Annotated in this window: 14 protein-coding genes; 1 reads left to right on the forward strand and 13 read right to left on the reverse strand. The window is 44.5% G+C overall.

Translation table 11 applies throughout. The annotated features are described in order from the left end of the window. Nucleotides 1–146 precede the first annotated feature (146 nt). On the forward strand, nt 147–2,099 hold the full coding sequence (locus tag H0266_RS03610; protein ID WP_181471003.1) for an AMP-binding protein: 1,953 nt from the start codon (nt 147–149) through the stop codon (nt 2,097–2,099). Between the two features lie 41 nt (nt 2,100–2,140). Here the strand turns inward: H0266_RS03610 and H0266_RS03615 are convergent, their stop codons facing one another. The 13 genes from H0266_RS03615 to H0266_RS03675 form a co-directional block, all read right to left on the reverse strand. Beyond that, a complete protein-coding gene (locus H0266_RS03615; protein ID WP_181471004.1) occupies nt 2,141–3,670 on the reverse strand; it encodes an acyl-CoA carboxylase subunit beta in 1,530 nt (509 codons plus the stop codon). A gap of 14 nt (nt 3,671–3,684) precedes the next feature. Then, entirely contained in the window at nt 3,685–4,467 is a 783-nt protein-coding gene (locus H0266_RS03620) for an enoyl-CoA hydratase (RefSeq protein WP_181471005.1), read from the reverse strand. Between the two features lie 3 nt (nt 4,468–4,470). Further along, nucleotides 4,471–5,379 (reverse strand): hydroxymethylglutaryl-CoA lyase, encoded by a 909-nt coding sequence (locus H0266_RS03625; RefSeq protein WP_181471006.1) that lies wholly within the window; start codon nt 5,377–5,379, stop codon nt 4,471–4,473. Nucleotides 5,380–5,390: 11 nt separating this feature from the next. Further along, the gene (locus tag H0266_RS03630) at nt 5,391–5,603 is read right to left on the reverse strand and encodes an acetyl-CoA carboxylase biotin carboxyl carrier protein subunit (protein ID WP_181471007.1); all 213 of its coding nucleotides are present in this window, start codon (nt 5,601–5,603) and stop codon (nt 5,391–5,393) included. Nucleotides 5,604–5,616: 13 nt separating this feature from the next. Continuing rightward, nucleotides 5,617–6,972 (reverse strand): acetyl-CoA carboxylase biotin carboxylase subunit, encoded by a 1,356-nt coding sequence (locus tag H0266_RS03635; protein ID WP_181471008.1) that lies wholly within the window; start codon nt 6,970–6,972, stop codon nt 5,617–5,619. A gap of 15 nt (nt 6,973–6,987) precedes the next feature. Beyond that, the gene (locus H0266_RS03640; RefSeq protein ID WP_181471009.1) at nt 6,988–8,631 is read right to left on the reverse strand and encodes an AMP-binding protein; all 1,644 of its coding nucleotides are present in this window, start codon (nt 8,629–8,631) and stop codon (nt 6,988–6,990) included. Nucleotides 8,632–8,651: 20 nt separating this feature from the next. After that, nucleotides 8,652–9,794 (reverse strand): acyl-CoA dehydrogenase, encoded by a 1,143-nt coding sequence (locus H0266_RS03645; RefSeq protein WP_181471010.1) that lies wholly within the window; start codon nt 9,792–9,794, stop codon nt 8,652–8,654. Nucleotides 9,795–9,864: 70 nt separating this feature from the next. Further along, entirely contained in the window at nt 9,865–10,497 is a 633-nt protein-coding gene (locus H0266_RS03650; protein ID WP_181471011.1) for a TetR/AcrR family transcriptional regulator, read from the reverse strand. A 229-nt stretch (nt 10,498–10,726) separates the two neighbouring features. Then, on the reverse strand, nt 10,727–13,186 hold the full coding sequence (gene parC / locus H0266_RS03655) for a DNA topoisomerase IV subunit A (RefSeq protein ID WP_181471012.1): 2,460 nt from the start codon (nt 13,184–13,186) through the stop codon (nt 10,727–10,729). 15 nt (nt 13,187–13,201) lie between these two features. Next, entirely contained in the window at nt 13,202–15,157 is a 1,956-nt protein-coding gene (gene parE / locus H0266_RS03660) for a DNA topoisomerase IV subunit B (RefSeq protein WP_181471013.1), read from the reverse strand. A 294-nt stretch (nt 15,158–15,451) separates the two neighbouring features. After that, complete coding sequence (locus H0266_RS03665) at nt 15,452–15,865, reverse strand: CoA-binding protein (protein WP_181471014.1); 414 nt, start codon at nt 15,863–15,865, stop codon at nt 15,452–15,454. A gap of 10 nt (nt 15,866–15,875) precedes the next feature. Next, nucleotides 15,876–17,402 (reverse strand): ABC transporter permease/substrate-binding protein, encoded by a 1,527-nt coding sequence (locus H0266_RS03670; RefSeq protein ID WP_181471015.1) that lies wholly within the window; start codon nt 17,400–17,402, stop codon nt 15,876–15,878. Then, a complete protein-coding gene (locus H0266_RS03675; protein ID WP_181471016.1) occupies nt 17,399–18,466 on the reverse strand; it encodes an ABC transporter ATP-binding protein in 1,068 nt (355 codons plus the stop codon). The genes H0266_RS03670 and H0266_RS03675 overlap by 4 nt, the downstream gene beginning before the upstream one ends. Between the last annotated feature and the right edge of the window lie 120 nt (nt 18,467–18,586).

The raw sequence follows: 18,586 nt of genomic DNA on the forward strand, positions 1-18,586 counted from the left end.
AAAAGTTTCGTTATTTCTTCAATAATTTTAAAAAATTTGTAGAATATCCTTTTTGTGAAAATGTCATAAATGTTACGTCTGAATGAATATTCAGTTATAATAGAAGTAGAACATTTCAGATTATTCAAGAAAAGGAGTTGTCATGAATGTCTACATACAACCACGCTTGGACACCAACAGATGAACAAAAAGAACAGACGCGTCTATATCAATGGATGAATAAACTAGGTTTTAAAGATTACGATGCGTTTCATACACAATCTGTGTCCGATATATCTTGGTTTTGGGAGGAAGCGATCAAAGAGCTTGGCATCGAATGGTACCGATCTTATGATGAAACCCTCGATTTGTCTAAAGGGATTCCTTATCCCAATTGGTTTATTGGTGGAGAGATGAACGTCGTCCATAATGCACTCGATAAATGGGCCATGAATCCCAAGACAAAGAAGCGAGTCGCCCTCTATTGGGAAGGGGATAATGGCGATAAACAAACATTCACCTATGAAGAACTGTATCAAGAAGTGAATACAGTTGCTCATGGTTTACGAAACTTGGGTATCGATCAGAATGATGTCGTGACTCTTTATATGCCGATGATTCCTGAGACGTTGATTTCGATGCTTGCGATTTCTAAAGTTGGGGCGATCTTCTCCCCTGCCTTTTCCGGATATAAATCGGAAGCCATCGCAACGCGTATTCAAGCGGCGAAGTCAAAAGCGATGATTACAGCCGATGGATTTTATCGCCGTGGTAAAACAGTTGCTATGAAAGAGGAAGCCGATTTGGCTGCGGATGTCTGCCCTTCTCTTGAACACGTGATTGTTGTCGAGCGAGCCAGTTGTGAAGTGGAATGGAATGAATACCGTGACGTAGAATGGTCTGCGCTTAAGAAAAATGTAACCGATTACAAAACAGAAGTGAAAAACGCAGATGATCCTTTCATGCTGATCTATACATCCGGTACGACGGGAAAGCCGAAAGGTGCTGTACACACTCACTCAGGCTTCCCAACGAAATCAGCATTTGATGCTGGCATTTGTATGGATGTGAAAGAAGACGACACGTTGTTCTGGTATACAGATATGGGCTGGATGATGGGGCCTTTCTTAGTTTATGGTGGTCTGATGAATGGTGCCTCGATTGTGATGTATGAAGGCACTCCCGATTTTCCAGAGCCTGATCGACTATGGGAATTGGTTGAACGATATCAAGTGACTCATCTTGGGATCTCTCCTACTCTCGTTCGTTCGATGATGAAGCACGGAGAATCGTGGATTGAGAAACACGATTTGAATTCATTAAAAATGATCGGCTCTACTGGTGAACCATGGAACCCTGAACCATGGCAGTGGTTGTTTGAGCATGTCGGAAAATCCCGCGTTCCGATTTTCAATTATTCAGGAGGTACAGAAATCTCAGGGGGGATGCTTGGTAATGTGCTCGTCAAGCCGATCCAACCTGTCACATTCAATGCGGCACTTCCTGGTATGGACGTTGGGGTATTCAACGAACATGGCCATGCTATAACGGGAGATGTCGGTGAACTGGTGTTGCGTCAGCCCTGGGTAGGAATGACAAAAGGGTTCCATGAAGATGATGAGCGGTACGAAGATACGTATTGGAGCCGTTTTAAAGATACATGGGTCCATGGAGATTGGGCCATCGTTGATGAAGAAGGTTTCTATACGATAACGGGACGGTCTGATGATGTGTTGAATGTAGCCGGAAAGCGATTAGGACCAGCAGAAGTCGAGTCTGTACTCGTTGAACACAATGAGGTGATTGAAGCAGGCGTGATTGGGATTCCACATTCCGTTAAAGGCGAAGAAGCCGTAGCCTTTGTCGTACTGAAAGAGAAAAAAAGTGATCCACTATTAGAAGAGATTCTTCTTCATTTAGAACAAAAGCTGGGTAAAGCGTTAGCTCCTAGAAAAGTTTTTGCTGTCGATGATCTACCGAAGACTCGCAATGCTAAAGTGATGCGCCGGGCCATCAAGTCTGCATATTTGAACCGCCCTTCTGGTGATTTAAGTGCGCTTGAAAATCCTGAAGCCGTTAATCAAATCCGGGCAATCGGATTACAATCCAGTCAGTCATAGCATGAAAAAATCCCCCTGAAGTAATATTCAGGGGGATTTTTTTATACAGGATACACACCGTGTTTGCGGTGCGTAAATGTGACTTCTTTTTGATCATAGGCCTCATATCTTGTTGATAGCTCTTTTCTCAAGTTGTTCGGTTGAACGATATCATCGATGATCATTTCAGATGCTAGACGATAGATATCAATGTTTTCTTTGTACTCTTCATGTTTTTCTTTTATGAAGGCCGGTCGATCCTCTTCAGGTAATGCTGCAATTTTGTTCGCATAGACAGCATTGACAGCCGCTTCCGGTCCCATGACAGCAATTTGAGCTGTCGGTAGTGCTAAACAGGCATCAGGCTCGAACGCAGGGCCCGCCATCGCATACAGTCCAGCTCCATACGCTTTTCGAACCACCACAGAGATTTTCGGAACCGTCGCTTCACTCATGGCTGATAACATCTTAGCTCCATGACGGATGATGCCCGCACGTTCAACTTTGGTACCGATCATAAAGCCTGGAATATCAGCAAGGAACAAGAGCGGAATATTGAACGCATCACACAGCTGAATGAATTTGGCTGCTTTATCAGCTGAATCAGGGAAAAGGACGCCGCCTTTAGCTCGTGGCTGGTTGGCAATGATCCCTACAGCACGCCCGTCGATGCGTGACAATCCCGTTATCAATTCTGGGGCGAATTTTTTCTTGATCTCACAGAAGGAGCCTTCATCGATCAAGCGGTCAATCAAATGATACATATCAAACGGTGCGTTTTGATTTTCTGGAATCAACTCTTCCAAAGTCTTTTCAAATTCAGCTGGCGCTAGCGTTTCTTGAACCTTGGGCTTTTTCGAGTAATTGGAAGGGAAGTAGCTTAAATAACGACGAGCGAAAGAAATAGCCTCTTGCTCATCCTCTGCTAATACATCTCCGCATCCTGACACGGAACAATGCATATTCGCGCCGCCCATTTCTTCCAATGTTACTTTCTCACCGATCACCTTCTCCGCCATTCTCGGAGAACCTAAGTACATGGACGCGTTGCCGTCTACCATGACGACTATGTCACAGAACGCTGGAATGTAAGCACCGCCAGCTGCAGAGGGTCCGAATAGTAAACATACTTGTGGGACGCGCCCTGACATTTTGATTTGATTATGGAAAATCCGTCCGGCTCCCCTTCGGTTCGGGAACATATCCACTTGGTCCGTGATACGGGCTCCAGCTGAATCGACTAAATAAAGCATCGGGATATTGAGTTTCAAGGCCGTTTCTTGGATGCGGATGATCTTCTCCACCGTCCGTGCTCCCCAAGAACCTGCTTTGACCGTGGAGTCGTTGGCCATCACACACACTTGTTCTCCATTTATTTTTCCGATGCCTGTCACGACACCATCGGCTGGAAGTGAACCGTCCTGGCAGTTTGCAAAGAACGCATCTTCTATGGATAAATCCTCATCAAAAAGGAGTTCTAAACGTTCGCGGACGAACATCTTTCCTTTCTCTCTGTTCTTGTCATGGTATTTCTCAGCACCACCTGTTTCAATCTGTTTGACTCGTTCTTCAAATGTTTGGTTGCTCGTCATTGTTTTCTCCACCTCTATTCTCCTTTATATTCGGGTTTTCGTTTCTCTTTAAACGCTTGTAAACCTTCGATCCGGTCGTGCGTTGGAATCGTGCGTTGATAACAAATACGTTCGATTTCAAGAGCGGTTCTAAGGTCTGTCTCATATCCCGTATTGATGGCTTTTTTGGCTTGTTTCATCGCAAGGGGACCATTTCTTGCAATCGTACAAGCAAGATCTTTCGCCTCTTCAAATAGAATTTGCGGATCATGGATATATTCCACCAATCCGATTTGATAGGCACGATCGGCATCGACAGGTTTCGCTGTATAAATCATAGATTTCGCCTTGCCAAGACCAATCAGGCGACTGAGTCGCTGGGTCCCACCCGCACCAGGGATGATCGCAAGTGAGGTTTCCGTCAGTCCTACGGTAGTCAACGTACTCATCATGCGTAAATCACAGGCAAGAGCGAGTTCCAGGCCTCCACCGAATGCTACACCATTGATCATCGCAATGGTCGGCACGGGTATTTCTTCGATGAGGTTAATCGTCTCGCCGATTTTCGTTACAGCTTGAATGACTTGTTCATCATCCATCTCTTTACGCTCTTTCAAATCCGCTCCAGCACAAAATGCTTTGGAACCGCTTCCGGTCACGATTACAGCTCGAACCTGAGAGGATCGTTTAAGCTCATCTACTCGTTCAGCTAAGGCATCTAATACATCACGAGATAAAGCGTTCGCTGCTTCAGGGCGATTTAATGTCAAAACATAGACATGGGCTTCGACTTCTTCTAAAGTGACGAGGTTTGTCATCGGTTACACCCTCTCTTTATTACAAACTTGCATTTGATGGCTCGGCAACGATTTTCCGAGTTTCGATTGGATATAGAGCGCTGACTGCGTCAATTGTTCAGCATTTATGCCAGTTTCAATCCCCATCTCATGCAGCATGTGAACAAGATCATCCGTTGCTAGATTCCCAGATGCCCCTTTGGCATAAGGACAGCCACCAAGACCTCCTACGGATGCATCAAAGGTTGTAATGCCGTGTTCTAAAGATACGAGTACATTCGCAAGCGCCATACCTCGTGTATTATGAAAATGCATAGCAATCTGGTCGAATGAAAGTTGCTTGCGTATCTCGGTTAATGTCCGGTCGACTTGCAAAGGATTCGCCACGCCAATCGTGTCTCCAAGTGATAGTTCATCAACCCCCATATCGAGGAGTCTAATGCTCACCTCGATTACTTGTTGGATGGGAACAGCGCCTTCATAAGGACAACCAAAAACGGTAGACAAGTAGCCTCGAACGGTCTTGCCTTCTTGCTTCGCTTCTTCCACCACTTGCGTCAAAATCGGATACGTTTCTTCAATTGATTTATTGATGTTTTTTTTATTATGGGTCTCGCTTGCCGACATGAATATGGAAACCTCATCAACATCTGTCTCAAGAGCCGCCTCCAGTCCTTTTTGATTCGGAACGAGGGCGGCATAAGTGATTCCAGGGTGCCGCTTTATACTTGATGCCACTTGTTTCGCGTCTTTCAATTGCGGTATCCATTTCGGATGAACAAATGAACTGAATTCAATGTAAGACAGGCCGGTCTCTGATAACTGATTGATCCAAGCGACCTTGTCAGCCGTATCGATTTCTACCTTTTCATTCTGTAAGCCGTCTCTCGGGCCGACCTCTTTGATTGTGACATGCTTAGGTAATGCTTCCATCGTATCCGCTCCTACTCGATGATGGCGATGATGTCGCCTTCGTTTACGAAATCCCCTTCACTCACTTTAATTTCCTTCACGGTGCCTGAAGTTTCTGCTGGGATAGGGATCTCCATTTTCATAGATTCTAAGATAGCGATATCATCACCGTCGTTGACTTGATCTCCCTCTGCTGCTACAAGTTTCCATACACTTCCTGCCATCGATGCTTTGATTTCATTCATGATAAGCTCCTCCTTAGTGGTTCGTTAACGTTGGTAGATAGTAGTCTTGAATAAACGTAGTTTTGGTGTCCCCTTGCTTGAACCGATCGTGAGTAATGATTCGCTTCAGCATGGTCAGATTGGTTTTGATTCCTTCTATTTCGTATGAGTGAATGGCCCGAGACATAAGCTCGATCGCTTCATCTCTCGTATTGGCATGTACGACAAGCTTTGCGATCATCGGATCGTAAAATGGTGTCACTTCTGATGTCCCGTGAACCGCCAGTTCATGACGAATGCCTTCGCCTTCAGGAAGTTTCAATTTCGTCAACTGACCGGGAGACGGGTAGAACGTATTGGGGTCTTCTGCGTAAATGCGTACTTCAATCGCATGGCCTTGAATAGATAAGTCCTTTTGTTCGATCGTCAATGCTTCTCCGTAAGCGACAAGAAGCTGTTGTTCAACTAGGTCCACTCCCGTGATTTCTTCTGTAACGGGGTGCTCCACTTGCAGGCGCGTATTCATTTCAAGGAAGTAATAATCCTCTTGGTCGTCTACAAGAAATTCAATGGTTCCCGCATTTGTGTAATTCAAAGTTTCAACGGCTTTCATAGCACTTTCGCCCATTTCCTTCCTTGTTTGTTCAGAAAGAACAGGAGACGGGGCTTCCTCCACGACTTTTTGATGCCTTCTTTGAATAGAACATTCACGTTCGAATAAGTAGACTCGATTGCCGTGTTCATCCGCCAATACTTGAATTTCAATGTGTCTAGGGTTCTCAATCAGCTTCTCGATGAACATGCTTCCGTTTCCAAAGAAGGCTTTCGCCCGCTTCGAGTTGCCTTCAAACGCTTTTTCCAGTTCTTCGTCATTGAAAACGGCCTGCATACCGATGCCACCACCACCAGCGGAAGCCTTCAACATGACTGGATATCCAAACGATTGAGCAAACTCCTTCGCTTCTTCACTTGACGCCACCGCTTCTTCCGTACCGGGAATAATCGGGACGCCTGCCTTTTTCATTTCTTTCCTGGCTTCGATTTTGTCACCCATCTTCGAAATGACGTCTGCACGTGGACCGATGAAGGTGATGCCCTCGTCCTCGATCCGCTTAGCAAAGTCGGTATTCTCACTTAGTAACCCATAGCCAGGATGAATCGCTTCTGCTCCTGACTCTTTGGCGACGCTTACAATTTTGTCGATATTCAAATACGATTCATTCACACGGGGCTTCCCGATCAAATAACTCTCATCTGCCATCGCTACATAAGGTGCACCTTGATCCGCTTCTGAATAAATCGCAACCGTGGTGATGTTAAGGCGCTTGCACGTGCGAATAATACGCGCAGCAATCTCTCCACGGTTCGCAATTAAGATTTTTTTGAACATAACAATTCGCCCCTTTCATGAACGGTGGGTATTTAATAACTCTAATGCATTCTCTCGTAGACGGAACTTCTGGATCTTTCCGCTAGCGGTCATTGGGTATTCATCCGTGAAGTGGATATAGCGCGGGATTTTGTGTTTAGAAATTCGTCCGTCACAAAATTCCCGGATATTCTGTTCATCAATGGTCTTTCCTTCTTTCGGAATAATCCAAGCCATGATTTCTTCTCCATACTTCTGATCGGGAATACCGACGACTTGAACATCTAACACGTCAGGATGTTGATACAAAAATTCCTCAATTTCACGCGGATAGACATTTTCGCCACCCCGGATGATCATATCTTTCATTCGCCCTGTAATCTCGACGTACCCGTGGTCATCCATCACGGCAATGTCCCCCGTGTGAAGCCAACCATCAGGATCGATTGCTGCACTAGTCGCTTCTTCATTTTTGTAATAGCCTTCCATAACTAAGTAACCACGCGTGCATAGTTCTCCCGGAATGCCTCGCTCTGCTTCTTCTCCAGTCGCTGGCTCAATGACCTTCACTTCGACATTGGGGTGAGCTTTTCCCACACTCCTTACTCGAAGGTCAATCGGGTCATCCGCTTTCGTTTGAGTGATGACAGGCGAAGATTCAGTCTGTCCGTAGGCAATGGTAATTTCGTCAGCACCCATATCCTCCATCACACTTTTCATCACTTCCATAGGACAGGTTGATCCGGCCATGATACCCGTTCGCAACGTGGTCGGCTTCAACTCTTCGAAGTCTGGATGGTTGAGCTCTGCTATGAACATCGTCGGTACCCCGTGCAGCGCCGTGCAGGACTCGTCTTTGACAGCTTTCAGCACGTTTTTCGGATCAAATTGCTCTAAAATGACCATTGTCGACCCCTTCGATACAGCAGCGAGCGTACCGAGGACACAACCAAAACAATGGAAAAACGGAACCGGAATACACAGACGGTCTTCTTCCGTTAATTTCATACAATCTGCTACTTGATTCCCGTTATTGACGATATTGTCATGACTCAACATGACCCCTTTTGGAAAGCCAGTCGTTCCAGAAGTGTACTGCATATTGATGACATCTTTATAGGATAACGATTGGCTACGAGCTTCCAATTCTTCGTCTTTGATCGTCAACCCCATATCCAGAAGATCCTGCCACGAATAACAACCAGGATATGATTTGTCACTCAATACGACAACATTCTTCAAAAACGGAAGCCGTTCACTTTGCAAGTCTCCCTTCTCACAGCTTTCCAGTTCTGGGCAGATCTCTTTCAAAATATCAATGTAGGATGTACCTTTGAATTCTTCTGCAAGAATTAGAGTGGAAGAGTCAGATTGCTTCAATAAATACTCGAGTTCCTGTGCACGATAATTGGTATTGACCGTCACAAGGACTCCGCCCATCTTTCCAGAAGCGAATTGAGATAGAAGCCATTCCGGCTTGTTATCTGACCACATCGCTACATGTTCCCCTTTTTCAATGCCGAGGCTCATCAGCCCTTTTGCGACTTCATTCGTCATGTCATTGAATTCTGCATAGGTTTTTCTTATGTCTTTCTCTGGATACACGAATGCTTCATGATCAGGGTGAGCAGCCGCTTGTTTCTCCAACAGCTGTCCAACGGTTAATTCAAGTAAAGACAATATAATTCCTCCTTTTCTATTTAACAACCGAGTTGTCTAGCAATGACCATCCGTTGAATTTCTGATGTTCCTTCACCAATCTCTAGAAGTTTTGCATCTCTCAAGAAACGTTCGACTTCGTACTCACGCATATAGCCGTATCCTCCGTGGATCTGGATCGCTTGGTTAGACGAGCGAAAGGCCGTTTCAGACGCAAATAGCTTGGCATAAGCGGATTCTTTCGTGAAATTCTTCCCTTGATCTTTTAACCAAGCCGATTTCAAAACCATGTTCCTAGCTAGTTCGACTTCCATGGCCATGTCGGCTAATTTGAACTGTATGGCTTGAAAGTTTGAGATCGGCTGACCGAATTGTTTTCTTTCCTTTGCATATTCTAGTGCCCGGTCAAGAGATGCCTGGGCAATTCCCACAGCGAGAGCCGCGATTGAAATCCTGCCGCCATCTAAGGTATGAAGGAATTGTTTGAACCCTTTTTGAGGATCGCCTAAAATATTTTCTTTTGGTACTTTCACATCTTCTAGTATGATTTCAGATGTGTTCGACCCTCTAACTCCCATTTTTTCATACGGGCTTGTGATCTTCATTCCAGGTGTATCTTTCGGCACGATGAAAGCGGAGATGATGTTTCTACCGTCCTCTCTTTTACCTGAAACGGCCGTTACGGTAATCGAACGGGCATATTCAGCATTGGTAATCCATGATTTCTCCCCGTTGATCACGTAATGATCTCCTTGTAAGACCGCTCTAGTCTGTGTCCCACCAGCATCTGAACCGGCATTAGGTTCGGTTAAACCGAAGGAAGCCAATCCTTCTCCCTTAGCAAGCGGGGTCAGAAATTCCTGTTTTTGTTCTTCCGTTCCAAAGTAGTAGATCGGACTTGCTCCAAGAGAAACAGCCGCTGCATAGCTTAAACCTGTTGAACCACACACACGTCCAATTTCCTCTACGGCAAGTGCGTATGTCACGGTATCTCCACCAGAACCTCCATACTCTTCAGGGAAAGGAATACCTAACAACCCCAATTTGCCCATTTCTTTAAAAATGTCTTCTGGAAATTCAGCATTTCGATCGATATCAATGGCACGTGGCTGAATGACATCCCGAGCGAAATCCTGGACCATCTTCCGTGTCATTTCTTGTTCTTTCGTCAATTCGAAATTCATACGATTCCTCCTCAAGGAATAAAGACCGACTAGTTGGTCTGTTTTTAACAAAAAAATAAATTGTAAGCGTTTACTTATTGTCGTAAAAAAAAGGAACGTGCAACAGATCTTCCATGGATGCAGGACTTTTCGAACTAGGGAGTAAAAAATGTAAGGTGAGATCGGTAAAAACTTCTGCGATTTGGTCAATCGTATAAGCGCCATCTCGCTTATACCACTTATAGATCCAGTTCACCATACCTAAGACCGCCATCCCTGTAATTTCAACAGGAAGCTCTCGTCTGAACTCTCCACTTTCTTGGCCTTCTTTGATTACAAGGAATATCATATTTTTGAATTCATCACGCTTTTGTTTGATTTGTGCTTTGTAGGCAGGCTTCAAATACGTGCTCTCTTGATAGAAAACAGAAATATGAGGCTTATATAAGTCAAAGACTTGAACGAATGAATGGATGATCGCCTGAATCTTCTGCGTCGGGGATGAGTGATGGACATTCGCCGCTTGCGCTTCCTTAAATACATATGTAATAAAGGTGTCGTGAATGACGAAAAGGAGCTCATCCTTGGATTGGAAATGATGATAAAACCCACCTTTTGACGTTCCGGAAGCTTCAACGATTTGATTGACGCTCACTCCATGAAACCCGTGTAAATCAAATAAATCAAGCGAGGTTTGCAGAATCTCTTCTTTTAAATCTCTCATACACCATCCCCAATCTGCTGAATATAGCTTCATTTTATCACAGTTTTCTGAAAATACAAACAAGGATGCGATTGATTTAAAAGGAGAGCTTATTCGTTGGCAGAACGAAGTGCTCATTACTAAAAAACATCTTTATCATTTTTTCATTAAAAAACCATTGCCCTAAACTAGAGCAATGGTCTTTAATGTAGTGGTTCACCAGGTTATGCACTTTGCCTATTCGATAATCTTAGCTTTCTTCATGATCTTCCATAGCGAAGGGCTTTTGGTAGGTTGGTTTTTCCCAGGCCTCTTCCACGATTCCCTGCTCATCCGTATCGATTACGAACGATCCATTACTATAACGATCATTCGCTTTCAAATCCATCGGCCGAAGGGTCTTTGTTTCTTGTCTGTTTGTCTTCAGAATCAATTCATCTTCACGACCGACCAAATGAACGTCAATTAAACGGTGTGGGTTTTTCTTCAGCTCCCGCAACATAAGCACACCCCGTTTAGCGCGTGACGTTACGTCAAATTCTTTCAGTCGCATTCGTTTTACTGCCCCACGTTGTGTCGCTAAAACAATGGAGGGGTCAGAATTCGGGTCAAACACTTGTCCTGAGACGACTTCCTCATCTTCTTTTAACGTGATGGCTTTCACTCCTGCTGCCCGTTGACCGACAGCGTTGACTTCTTCTTCTGTGTACCATAGGCCATAAGCTCTGTTCGAAGCGATGAAGATGTTCGAATGTCCATCTGTAACATGAACATCCACGACTTCATCATCGCCTTTTAAGTTGATGGCGACGAGCGCTTTCGAATGTCTCGTTGCTTGATATAGCTTCAATTCACTCTTTTTCACCATTCCGTTCTTCGTGAAGAAGAGTAAATATCGATCTTCCGTGAATTCACGTACGGGTATAGCATCAATGATGAACTCTTCTTTTTCAACTTGAACAATATTAGCGATGTATTGTCCGAGGTCTTTCCATCTGATGTCCGGCAATTTATGAACCGGAAGGAACAAATACTTACCTAAGTTAGTGAAGACTAAGAGGTTATCCGTCGTATTTACTTCCATTAACCGCAGCAAATGATCCCCGTCTTTTATCGCAAAATCCTCGCCATTGGAGGCGGCATAGGAACGTAAGCTTGTGCGTTTGATGTACCCGTCTTTCGTAACAGACACGAGAACATCTTCGCTCGCTACCGTCACCTCAAGGTCGACTTTCAGCTCTTCGACCTCGTCTTCGATTTGCGTCAGACGTTGATCGTTATACTGCTTCTTCATCGAACGTAAATCGGACTTGATCACCTTCAATAGTTCACCTTCGTGAGCTAGTAAATGCTCTAAATAATCGATTCGTTCCTGAAGCTCAGCCGCTTCCGATTGCAAAGCGGTGATGTCGGTATTGGTTAAACGGTATAACTGCAATGTGACAATCGCTTCAGCTTGTTCGTCTGAAAATTCGTACTTGGCCATGAGACGCTGTTTGGCGTCTTGTTTATCACTTGAGCTACGAATCGTTGCAATCACTTCGTCCAGGATACTGATCGCTTTGATCAACCCTTCGACAATATGTGCTCGCTTCTTCGCTTTATTTAAATCATATAGCGATTGTCTTGTGACCACTTCTTTTTGGTGTTTGATATAGGAATCGAGCATCATCGGAAGACTCATGAGTTTCGGAGTTCGTTCATGGATGGCCACCATATTGAAGTTATACGAAATCTGTAAATCGGTATGTTTGTATAAATAGTTCAGAACGCCTTCGCTGTTCGCGTCTTTTTTCAATTCGACAACCACACGAAGGCCTGTTCGATCGGTTTCGTCCCGCACTTCGGTGATGCCTTCAACTTTACGATCAAGACGAAGTTCGTCCATGCGTTTCACCATACTCGCTTTATTCACTTCGTAGGGAATCTCATCAATGACGATCTGTTCACGTCCACCGCGTTGCTGCTGAATTTCTGCACGACCACGAAGGACGATTTTCCCCTTTCCAGTCTCATACGCTTTTTGAATGCCGGCAACACCTTGAATGATCCCACCTGTTGGAAAATCCGGACCTTTGAGCTTTTTCATAAGCTCAGGTACGCCTGCTTCCGGCTTATCGATTCTCATGATTACGGCGTCGATGACTTCCCCGATATTGTGAGGTGGGATTTCGGTTGCATACCCTGCTGATATACCTGTAGACCCATTTACGAGCAAGTTAGGGAACTTCGCTGGAAGTACCGTTGGTTCGTTGATTGTATCATCGAAGTTCGGGATGAATTCTACGGTTTCCTTTTCAATATCACGCAGCAACTCAGATGAGATAGCAGAAAGACGAGCCTCCGTGTAACGCATGGCAGCAGGAGGGTCGCCATCCACACTCCCGTTGTTTCCGTGCATTTCAACTAACGGCTTTCTCACTTTCCACGTCTGGCTCAGACGGACCATCGCATCATAGACAGATGTGTCTCCGTGCGGGTGATAGTTACCAATAACCGTACCAACCGTTTTGGCTGATTTTCGGTAGGCTTTATCGTAGGTATTCTTCTCCTGGTGCATCGCATATAAGATCCGGCGCTGTACAGGTTTCAACCCATCTCTAGCATCCGGTAGTGCCCGTTCTTGAATGATGTATTTACTATATCGTCCGAAGCGGTCTCCTAAGACCTCTTCTAGTGGTAAATCTAAATACTTTTCTGCCTCAGCCAACAGAAAATCCCCCTTTTACGCTTGGATTTTGTCGTTTTCTAAAATATTTGCCTCGTCTTCTAGACCAAAAGCGACGTGGGATTCAATCCATTTGCGGCGAGGTTCCACTTTATCTCCCATCAATGTCGTGACGCGACGTTCAACACGCGCGAGATCATCAATGGTTACTCGAATCAACGTACGTGATTCTGGATTCATCGTTGTTTCCCATAATTGATCGGCGTTCATTTCACCAAGACCTTTATATCGCTGAATGGTGTACCCGTTCTTAAATTCTCTCAATAACTTCTGCATGCCATCTTCATCCCATGCATACTCTGTTTTTTCTTTCTTGCCTTTCCCTTTGGACACTTTGTAAAGAGGGGGAAGAGCAATGAAGATTTTCCCTGCCTCAACAAGTGGACGCATATAACGGTAGAAGAAAGTGAGCAATAACACTTGGATATGTGCACCATCTGTGTCTGCATCTGTCATGATGACGATCTTGTCGTAATTGCAGTCTTCTAGAGTAAAATCGCCACCGACTCCAGCCCCGATGGTATGGACGATCGTTGAGATCTCTTCGTTTTTAAAGATATCCGCGATTTTTGCTTTTTCTGTATTAATGACCTTACCTCTTAATGGCAGTACAGCTTGGAATTTACGATCCCTGCCTTGTTTTGCGGAACCTCCAGCTGAATCACCCTCGACTAGATAAAGCTCATTCTTTTGAGGATTTTTAGATTGAGCAGGTGTCAGTTTTCCACTTAATAACGTATCTTTGCGTTTTCTCTTTTTGCCAGATCGTGCATCTTCACGTGCTTTACGTGCCGCTTCACGTGCTTCTTTCGCCTTGATCGCTTTCTTGATCAGCATGGACGCTACATCTGGGTTTTCCTCTAAGAAGTAATTCAGCTTTTCAGCCACAATGGCATCGACTGCCGATCGGGCTTCTGACGTACCGAGTTTACTCTTCGTCTGCCCCTCAAACTGCAACAGTTCTTCTGGGATCCGAACAGAAACAATAGCTGTAAAGCCTTCACGAATATCGTTTCCTTCGAGGTTCTTTTCTTTTTCTTTCAATAATTGTGCTCGTCTTGCGTAATCATTGAAAATTCTGGTGATCGCGGTCTTAGAACCGGATTCATGTGTCCCTCCATCTTTCGTACGAACATTGTTGACGAAAGACAGGATGTTCTCAGCAAAACCGTCGTTAAATTGAAAGGCGAAATCCGCTTCAATCCCTGATTGTTCCCCTTCAAAGGAAACGACCGGGTGCAACGTGTCTTTCTCCTCGTTCAAATAAGCGACGAAAGATTCTAAACCGTCATCATATTGATACACTTCTTTTACCGTCTCTTGTCGTTCGTCGACTAAGATGATGCGAAATCCTTTTAACAAGAATGCCGCTTCGCGTAATCTCTCTGATAGCGTTTCAAAGTTAAACTTAGTCACAGAGAAAATGGTCGAATCCGGTTTGAAGCGGATGGTTGTCCCGGACTTTCTTGTCGCCCCTTGATGCTCTAGAGACGTAACCGGTATGCCACCGTTCTCAAAACGTTGGTAATACTTCTCTCCGTCGCGACAAATCCTCACTTCGAGCCACTCAGATAAAGCATTGACGACAGATGCTCCAACACCGTGAAGTCCGCCACTGGATTTGTAGCCACCCTGACCGAATTTCCCTCCTGCGTGGAGAACGGTCAATATGACTTCCGGTGTCGGTTTCCCTGTTCTATGCATCCCCGTCGGCATGCCACGTGCTTCATCTTGTACCGACACACTTCCATCTTTGTGAAGGATGACGGTCATTTCATCTCCGAAGCCTGACAACGCTTCATCGACAGCATTATCTACGATTTCATGAACCAAATGGTGAAGTCCTCTATGATCGGTGGACCCTATATACATCCCCGGTCGCTTTCTTACAGCCTCTAGGCCTTCTAGTACTTGAATGGAATCATCTGAATAATTTTGATTTTGATTCGACAATTTGCCATCGGCTCCCTTCTCGTTATGTACCTTTTCCTATGATAGAACAAACGTTCGTTTATGTAAACGCCCGAAAAAAATGATCGCTTGTTATATTGTAGCGATTTTACGCGTTTTCGCAAACATATTTCTTTCAAAAAGCTATGATAAACCTTTAACCATCATGGCCCATCAGCACGTTCTTACATACGTCTACCCTTTATCTTACCACACTTCTACGGTTCTACATTCTGCTCATTCGTGAGTTCTCTACAAAAAAGAGACTGTCGACAAAGGCCGACAGTCTCTCCTAACTCATATATACAGAGCATGAGCTACTTTGATACAAACATCCATAATGACGACTTGATCTGTTTCTGCAAGTGTTTCAGCCGCAGATTCATCATAAACGCCTTGTTGGGTCCAGAACGATTTGGCATCAATCTGAGCTGCTTCATTAGCAAGTTCCGGTAAAAATTCAGATCGACGGAATACGTTAATAATATCGATCTTTTCTTTGACGTCACTTAGAGAATCATAGGCTGCAATTCCCTGCCAATCATCGATTGTCGGATTGACAGGTATGATGTGATAACCGGCTTGCTTCATCGCCTCGCTAATTTGATATGAAGTCCTGTGCGGCTTATCAGATAACCCCACAACGGCAATCGTTTTAGAATCCTTTAATACGCTTTGGATCGTCTCTTTAGATGGGTTTTGAAAAGTCATCGGTGACCTCCTATTCTTCAATCAAACCTTCACTTACAAGATATTCTTTCGCTACTTCTCTTGGGCTCCGGTCTTCAAAATCGACTTGATAGTTCATTTCTCGCATTTGATCTCCCGTGATTTTGCCTCCGAGCTGATTCAATACATCCTCTATCTCAGGATAGCGATCAAGTGTTTCCTGCCTCATCAATGGAGCACCTTGATATGGAGGGAACAGGTTCTTTGGATCTTCTAATACTTTCAGGTTCAAGTCAACCATATACCCTGCAGTTGCATAGGCATCAATAATATCAACTTCCCCAGTCGTAATGGCCGTTTGACGGACACCTGGATCCATCGTTTTCACTTCGCCTAGATTCAAGTTATAGAGCTCTTTCATGCCTTGATACCCGTCTTGACGATCTTTAAACTCAAGTGTGAAACCTGCGGTAAGTTGATCCTGAACAGGTTGAAGGTCGCCAATGGTCTCTAGATTATACCGTTCAGCTAACTCTTGAGTGGTAGCCACTGCGTAAGTATTATTGAATTGCATTGGTTGAAGAAAGGCCATATCGTAAGTCTCTGACATGCCTTCTGCTGCTTGCTGGTACACTTCCTGTGGTTCATTCGAGTTCGCTTGTTGCTCCAATAAGGCAACAAGAGCTGTTCCTGTGAATTCAGGATAAATATCGATACTACCTTGCTGAAGGGCACTGAAGACGAAGTCCGTTTTCCCGAAGTTCGGTTCTAGTCCAACTTGAAGGTCGGTTTCCTCTTCAATCAAAAGTTTGTACATATTAATTAATATGGCTGGTTCTGATCCTAGTTTAGCACCCAAGACTAAATCGTTCTCCCTCTCTTGACTGAACAATAAAGGTCCGACAGCAATCAAGACTCCAATGACTAACAAACTTACAAGAGAGCGGAAGCCTGACTTCGCTGACGTTCGTTCAAATAAACGAAGAATGATATCTAGGATAATGGCAAGTAAAGCGGCTGGAATCGCACCAAGGAGGATAAGGTTCGGATCTCCACCACGGTCCAGTCCAAGTAGAATGATTTCACCTAATCCACCTGCTCCAATTAAGGCAGCAATTGTCGTTGTACCGACGATCAGTACCATAGACGTTCGAATACCTGCCATAATGACCGGCATCGCAAGTGGCAATTCAATCTTGGACAATCGACGGAACGAATTCATCCCCATGCCTGTCGCTGCTTCTTTCAAAGCAGGGTCGACCTCTTTTATTCCTGTGTACGTATTACGGAGAATCGGGAGTAAACCATAGGCTGTAAGGGCAATAATAGCAGGGGTTTCTCCAATACCTACAAAAGGAATGAGAAAAGCGAGTACAGCTAAACTCGGAATCGTCTGCAATACAGCCGTCACTCCAATAATCGGTTCAGCGACCCTTTGGCTGCGCGTAAGCAACAGACCAAGGGGGACAGAAATTAAGGTCGCGATGACGAGGGCTATGATCGAGATTTGAAAGTGTTCCCACAATGTCTCTACCAAAAGATCTTGTCTTGATTCGAATACTCTCCAAAATTCACTCATGATTGCACCACCCCGTTTTCTTCCTTCACTTGGCTCTTCAGATAAAGGGCGATGTCTTTATAGGAAAGTGTACCGATCAATTGATTTTTCTTCACGACGGGGAGAAGTGGGTAACTTTGTTTTTCGAATATCGTCATCGCTTCTCTCAGTGTCCAGCTATTTTCAATCGTCGACAATTCGACAGGAGATCCTTCATGAATACTCCCTACGTATTCTCCGCTATCATTCTTAAGAGCATAGGTTCCAGTTTGAGGAGTAGTCCCCTTTTTCCATTCGCTCTCAGGGAGTACTTGACTTTTTTTCTGGTCCATTATGACATCCACGGCAGTTTGCCAAGGAGATTTACGACTACCTATGAAGTCCCTGACGAAATCGTTGGCGGGATGAAGAATCAAATTCTGTGGTGTATCGAGCTGGACAATTTCTCCTTGTTGCATGAGACAAACGCGGTCCCCAAGGGCCATCGCTTCGTCCATATCATGCGTCACAAATACAATCGTTTTCTGAATCTCTTGGTGAAGCTGCCTGATATCCTTCTGCAAGTGTTCCCGACTGATGGGATCGAGGGCACTGAACGGTTCATCCATCAGGATGATATCAGGATCGGCTGCTAATGCACGGATGACACCTACTCTTTGCTGTTGACCTCCTGATAGTTCACTTGGCTTACGCTTACGGTGCTTTTTTGAGTCGAGTCCTACCATATCCATTAACTCATCGATTCTTTTGGACAAATCTTTTCGTTTCCATTTTTTCATTTCTGGTACGATTGAAATGTTTTCTTCAATCGTCATATGAGGGAACAAAGCAATCTCCTGCAATACATACCCAATATTCCAACGCAATTCATGAATGTTGTACTCTTCGATATCCTTGTTATGTATTGTAATGGTACCTTCAGTGGGTTTGATCAGGCGATTGATCATTTTCATCATCGTCGTCTTCCCGCAACCACTTGGGCCGATAAGGGTTAGTAACTCTCCTTCTTTCACATGTAAATCAATATCCTTGAGGGCTGTAGTCCCATCAGGATATGTTTTCGTCACATCATTAAATGTAATCATCCAAGACCTCCTTTAATACAATAAAATCATATATTCCCAGATTTCCATAATCCGAAACTTTTTGCAAATGTTTCGAATATTTTTCATCCCTAATTGTCGAAAAAAGCGCACCAATAAGGT

It is taken from the genome of Halobacillus locisalis (assembly GCF_013694105.1).
GTDB lineage: Bacteria > Bacillota > Bacilli > Bacillales > Halobacillaceae > Halobacillus > Halobacillus locisalis.

Coding starts and splice junctions, on each gene's coding strand:
- H0266_RS03610 (WP_181471003.1), top strand. CDS start 147: ATGTCTACATACAACCACGCTTGGACACCAACAGATGAACAAAAAGAA.
- H0266_RS03615 (WP_181471004.1), bottom strand. CDS start 3,670: ATGACGAGCAACCAAACATTTGAAGAACGAGTCAAACAGATTGAAACA.
- H0266_RS03620 (WP_181471005.1), bottom strand. CDS start 4,467: ATGACAAACCTCGTCACTTTAGAAGAAGTCGAAGCCCATGTCTATGTT.
- H0266_RS03625 (WP_181471006.1), bottom strand. CDS start 5,379: ATGGAAGCATTACCTAAGCATGTCACAATCAAAGAGGTCGGCCCGAGA.
- H0266_RS03630 (WP_181471007.1), bottom strand. CDS start 5,603: ATGAATGAAATCAAAGCATCGATGGCAGGAAGTGTATGGAAACTTGTA.
- H0266_RS03635 (WP_181471008.1), bottom strand. CDS start 6,972: ATGTTCAAAAAAATCTTAATTGCGAACCGTGGAGAGATTGCTGCGCGT.
- H0266_RS03645 (WP_181471010.1), bottom strand. CDS start 9,794: ATGAATTTCGAATTGACGAAAGAACAAGAAATGACACGGAAGATGGTC.
- H0266_RS03650 (WP_181471011.1), bottom strand. CDS start 10,497: ATGAGAGATTTAAAAGAAGAGATTCTGCAAACCTCGCTTGATTTATTT.
- H0266_RS03665 (WP_181471014.1), bottom strand. CDS start 15,865: ATGACTTTTCAAAACCCATCTAAAGAGACGATCCAAAGCGTATTAAAG.
- H0266_RS03670 (WP_181471015.1), bottom strand. CDS start 17,402: ATGAGTGAATTTTGGAGAGTATTCGAATCAAGACAAGATCTTTTGGTA.
- H0266_RS03675 (WP_181471016.1), bottom strand. CDS start 18,466: ATGATTACATTTAATGATGTGACGAAAACATATCCTGATGGGACTACA.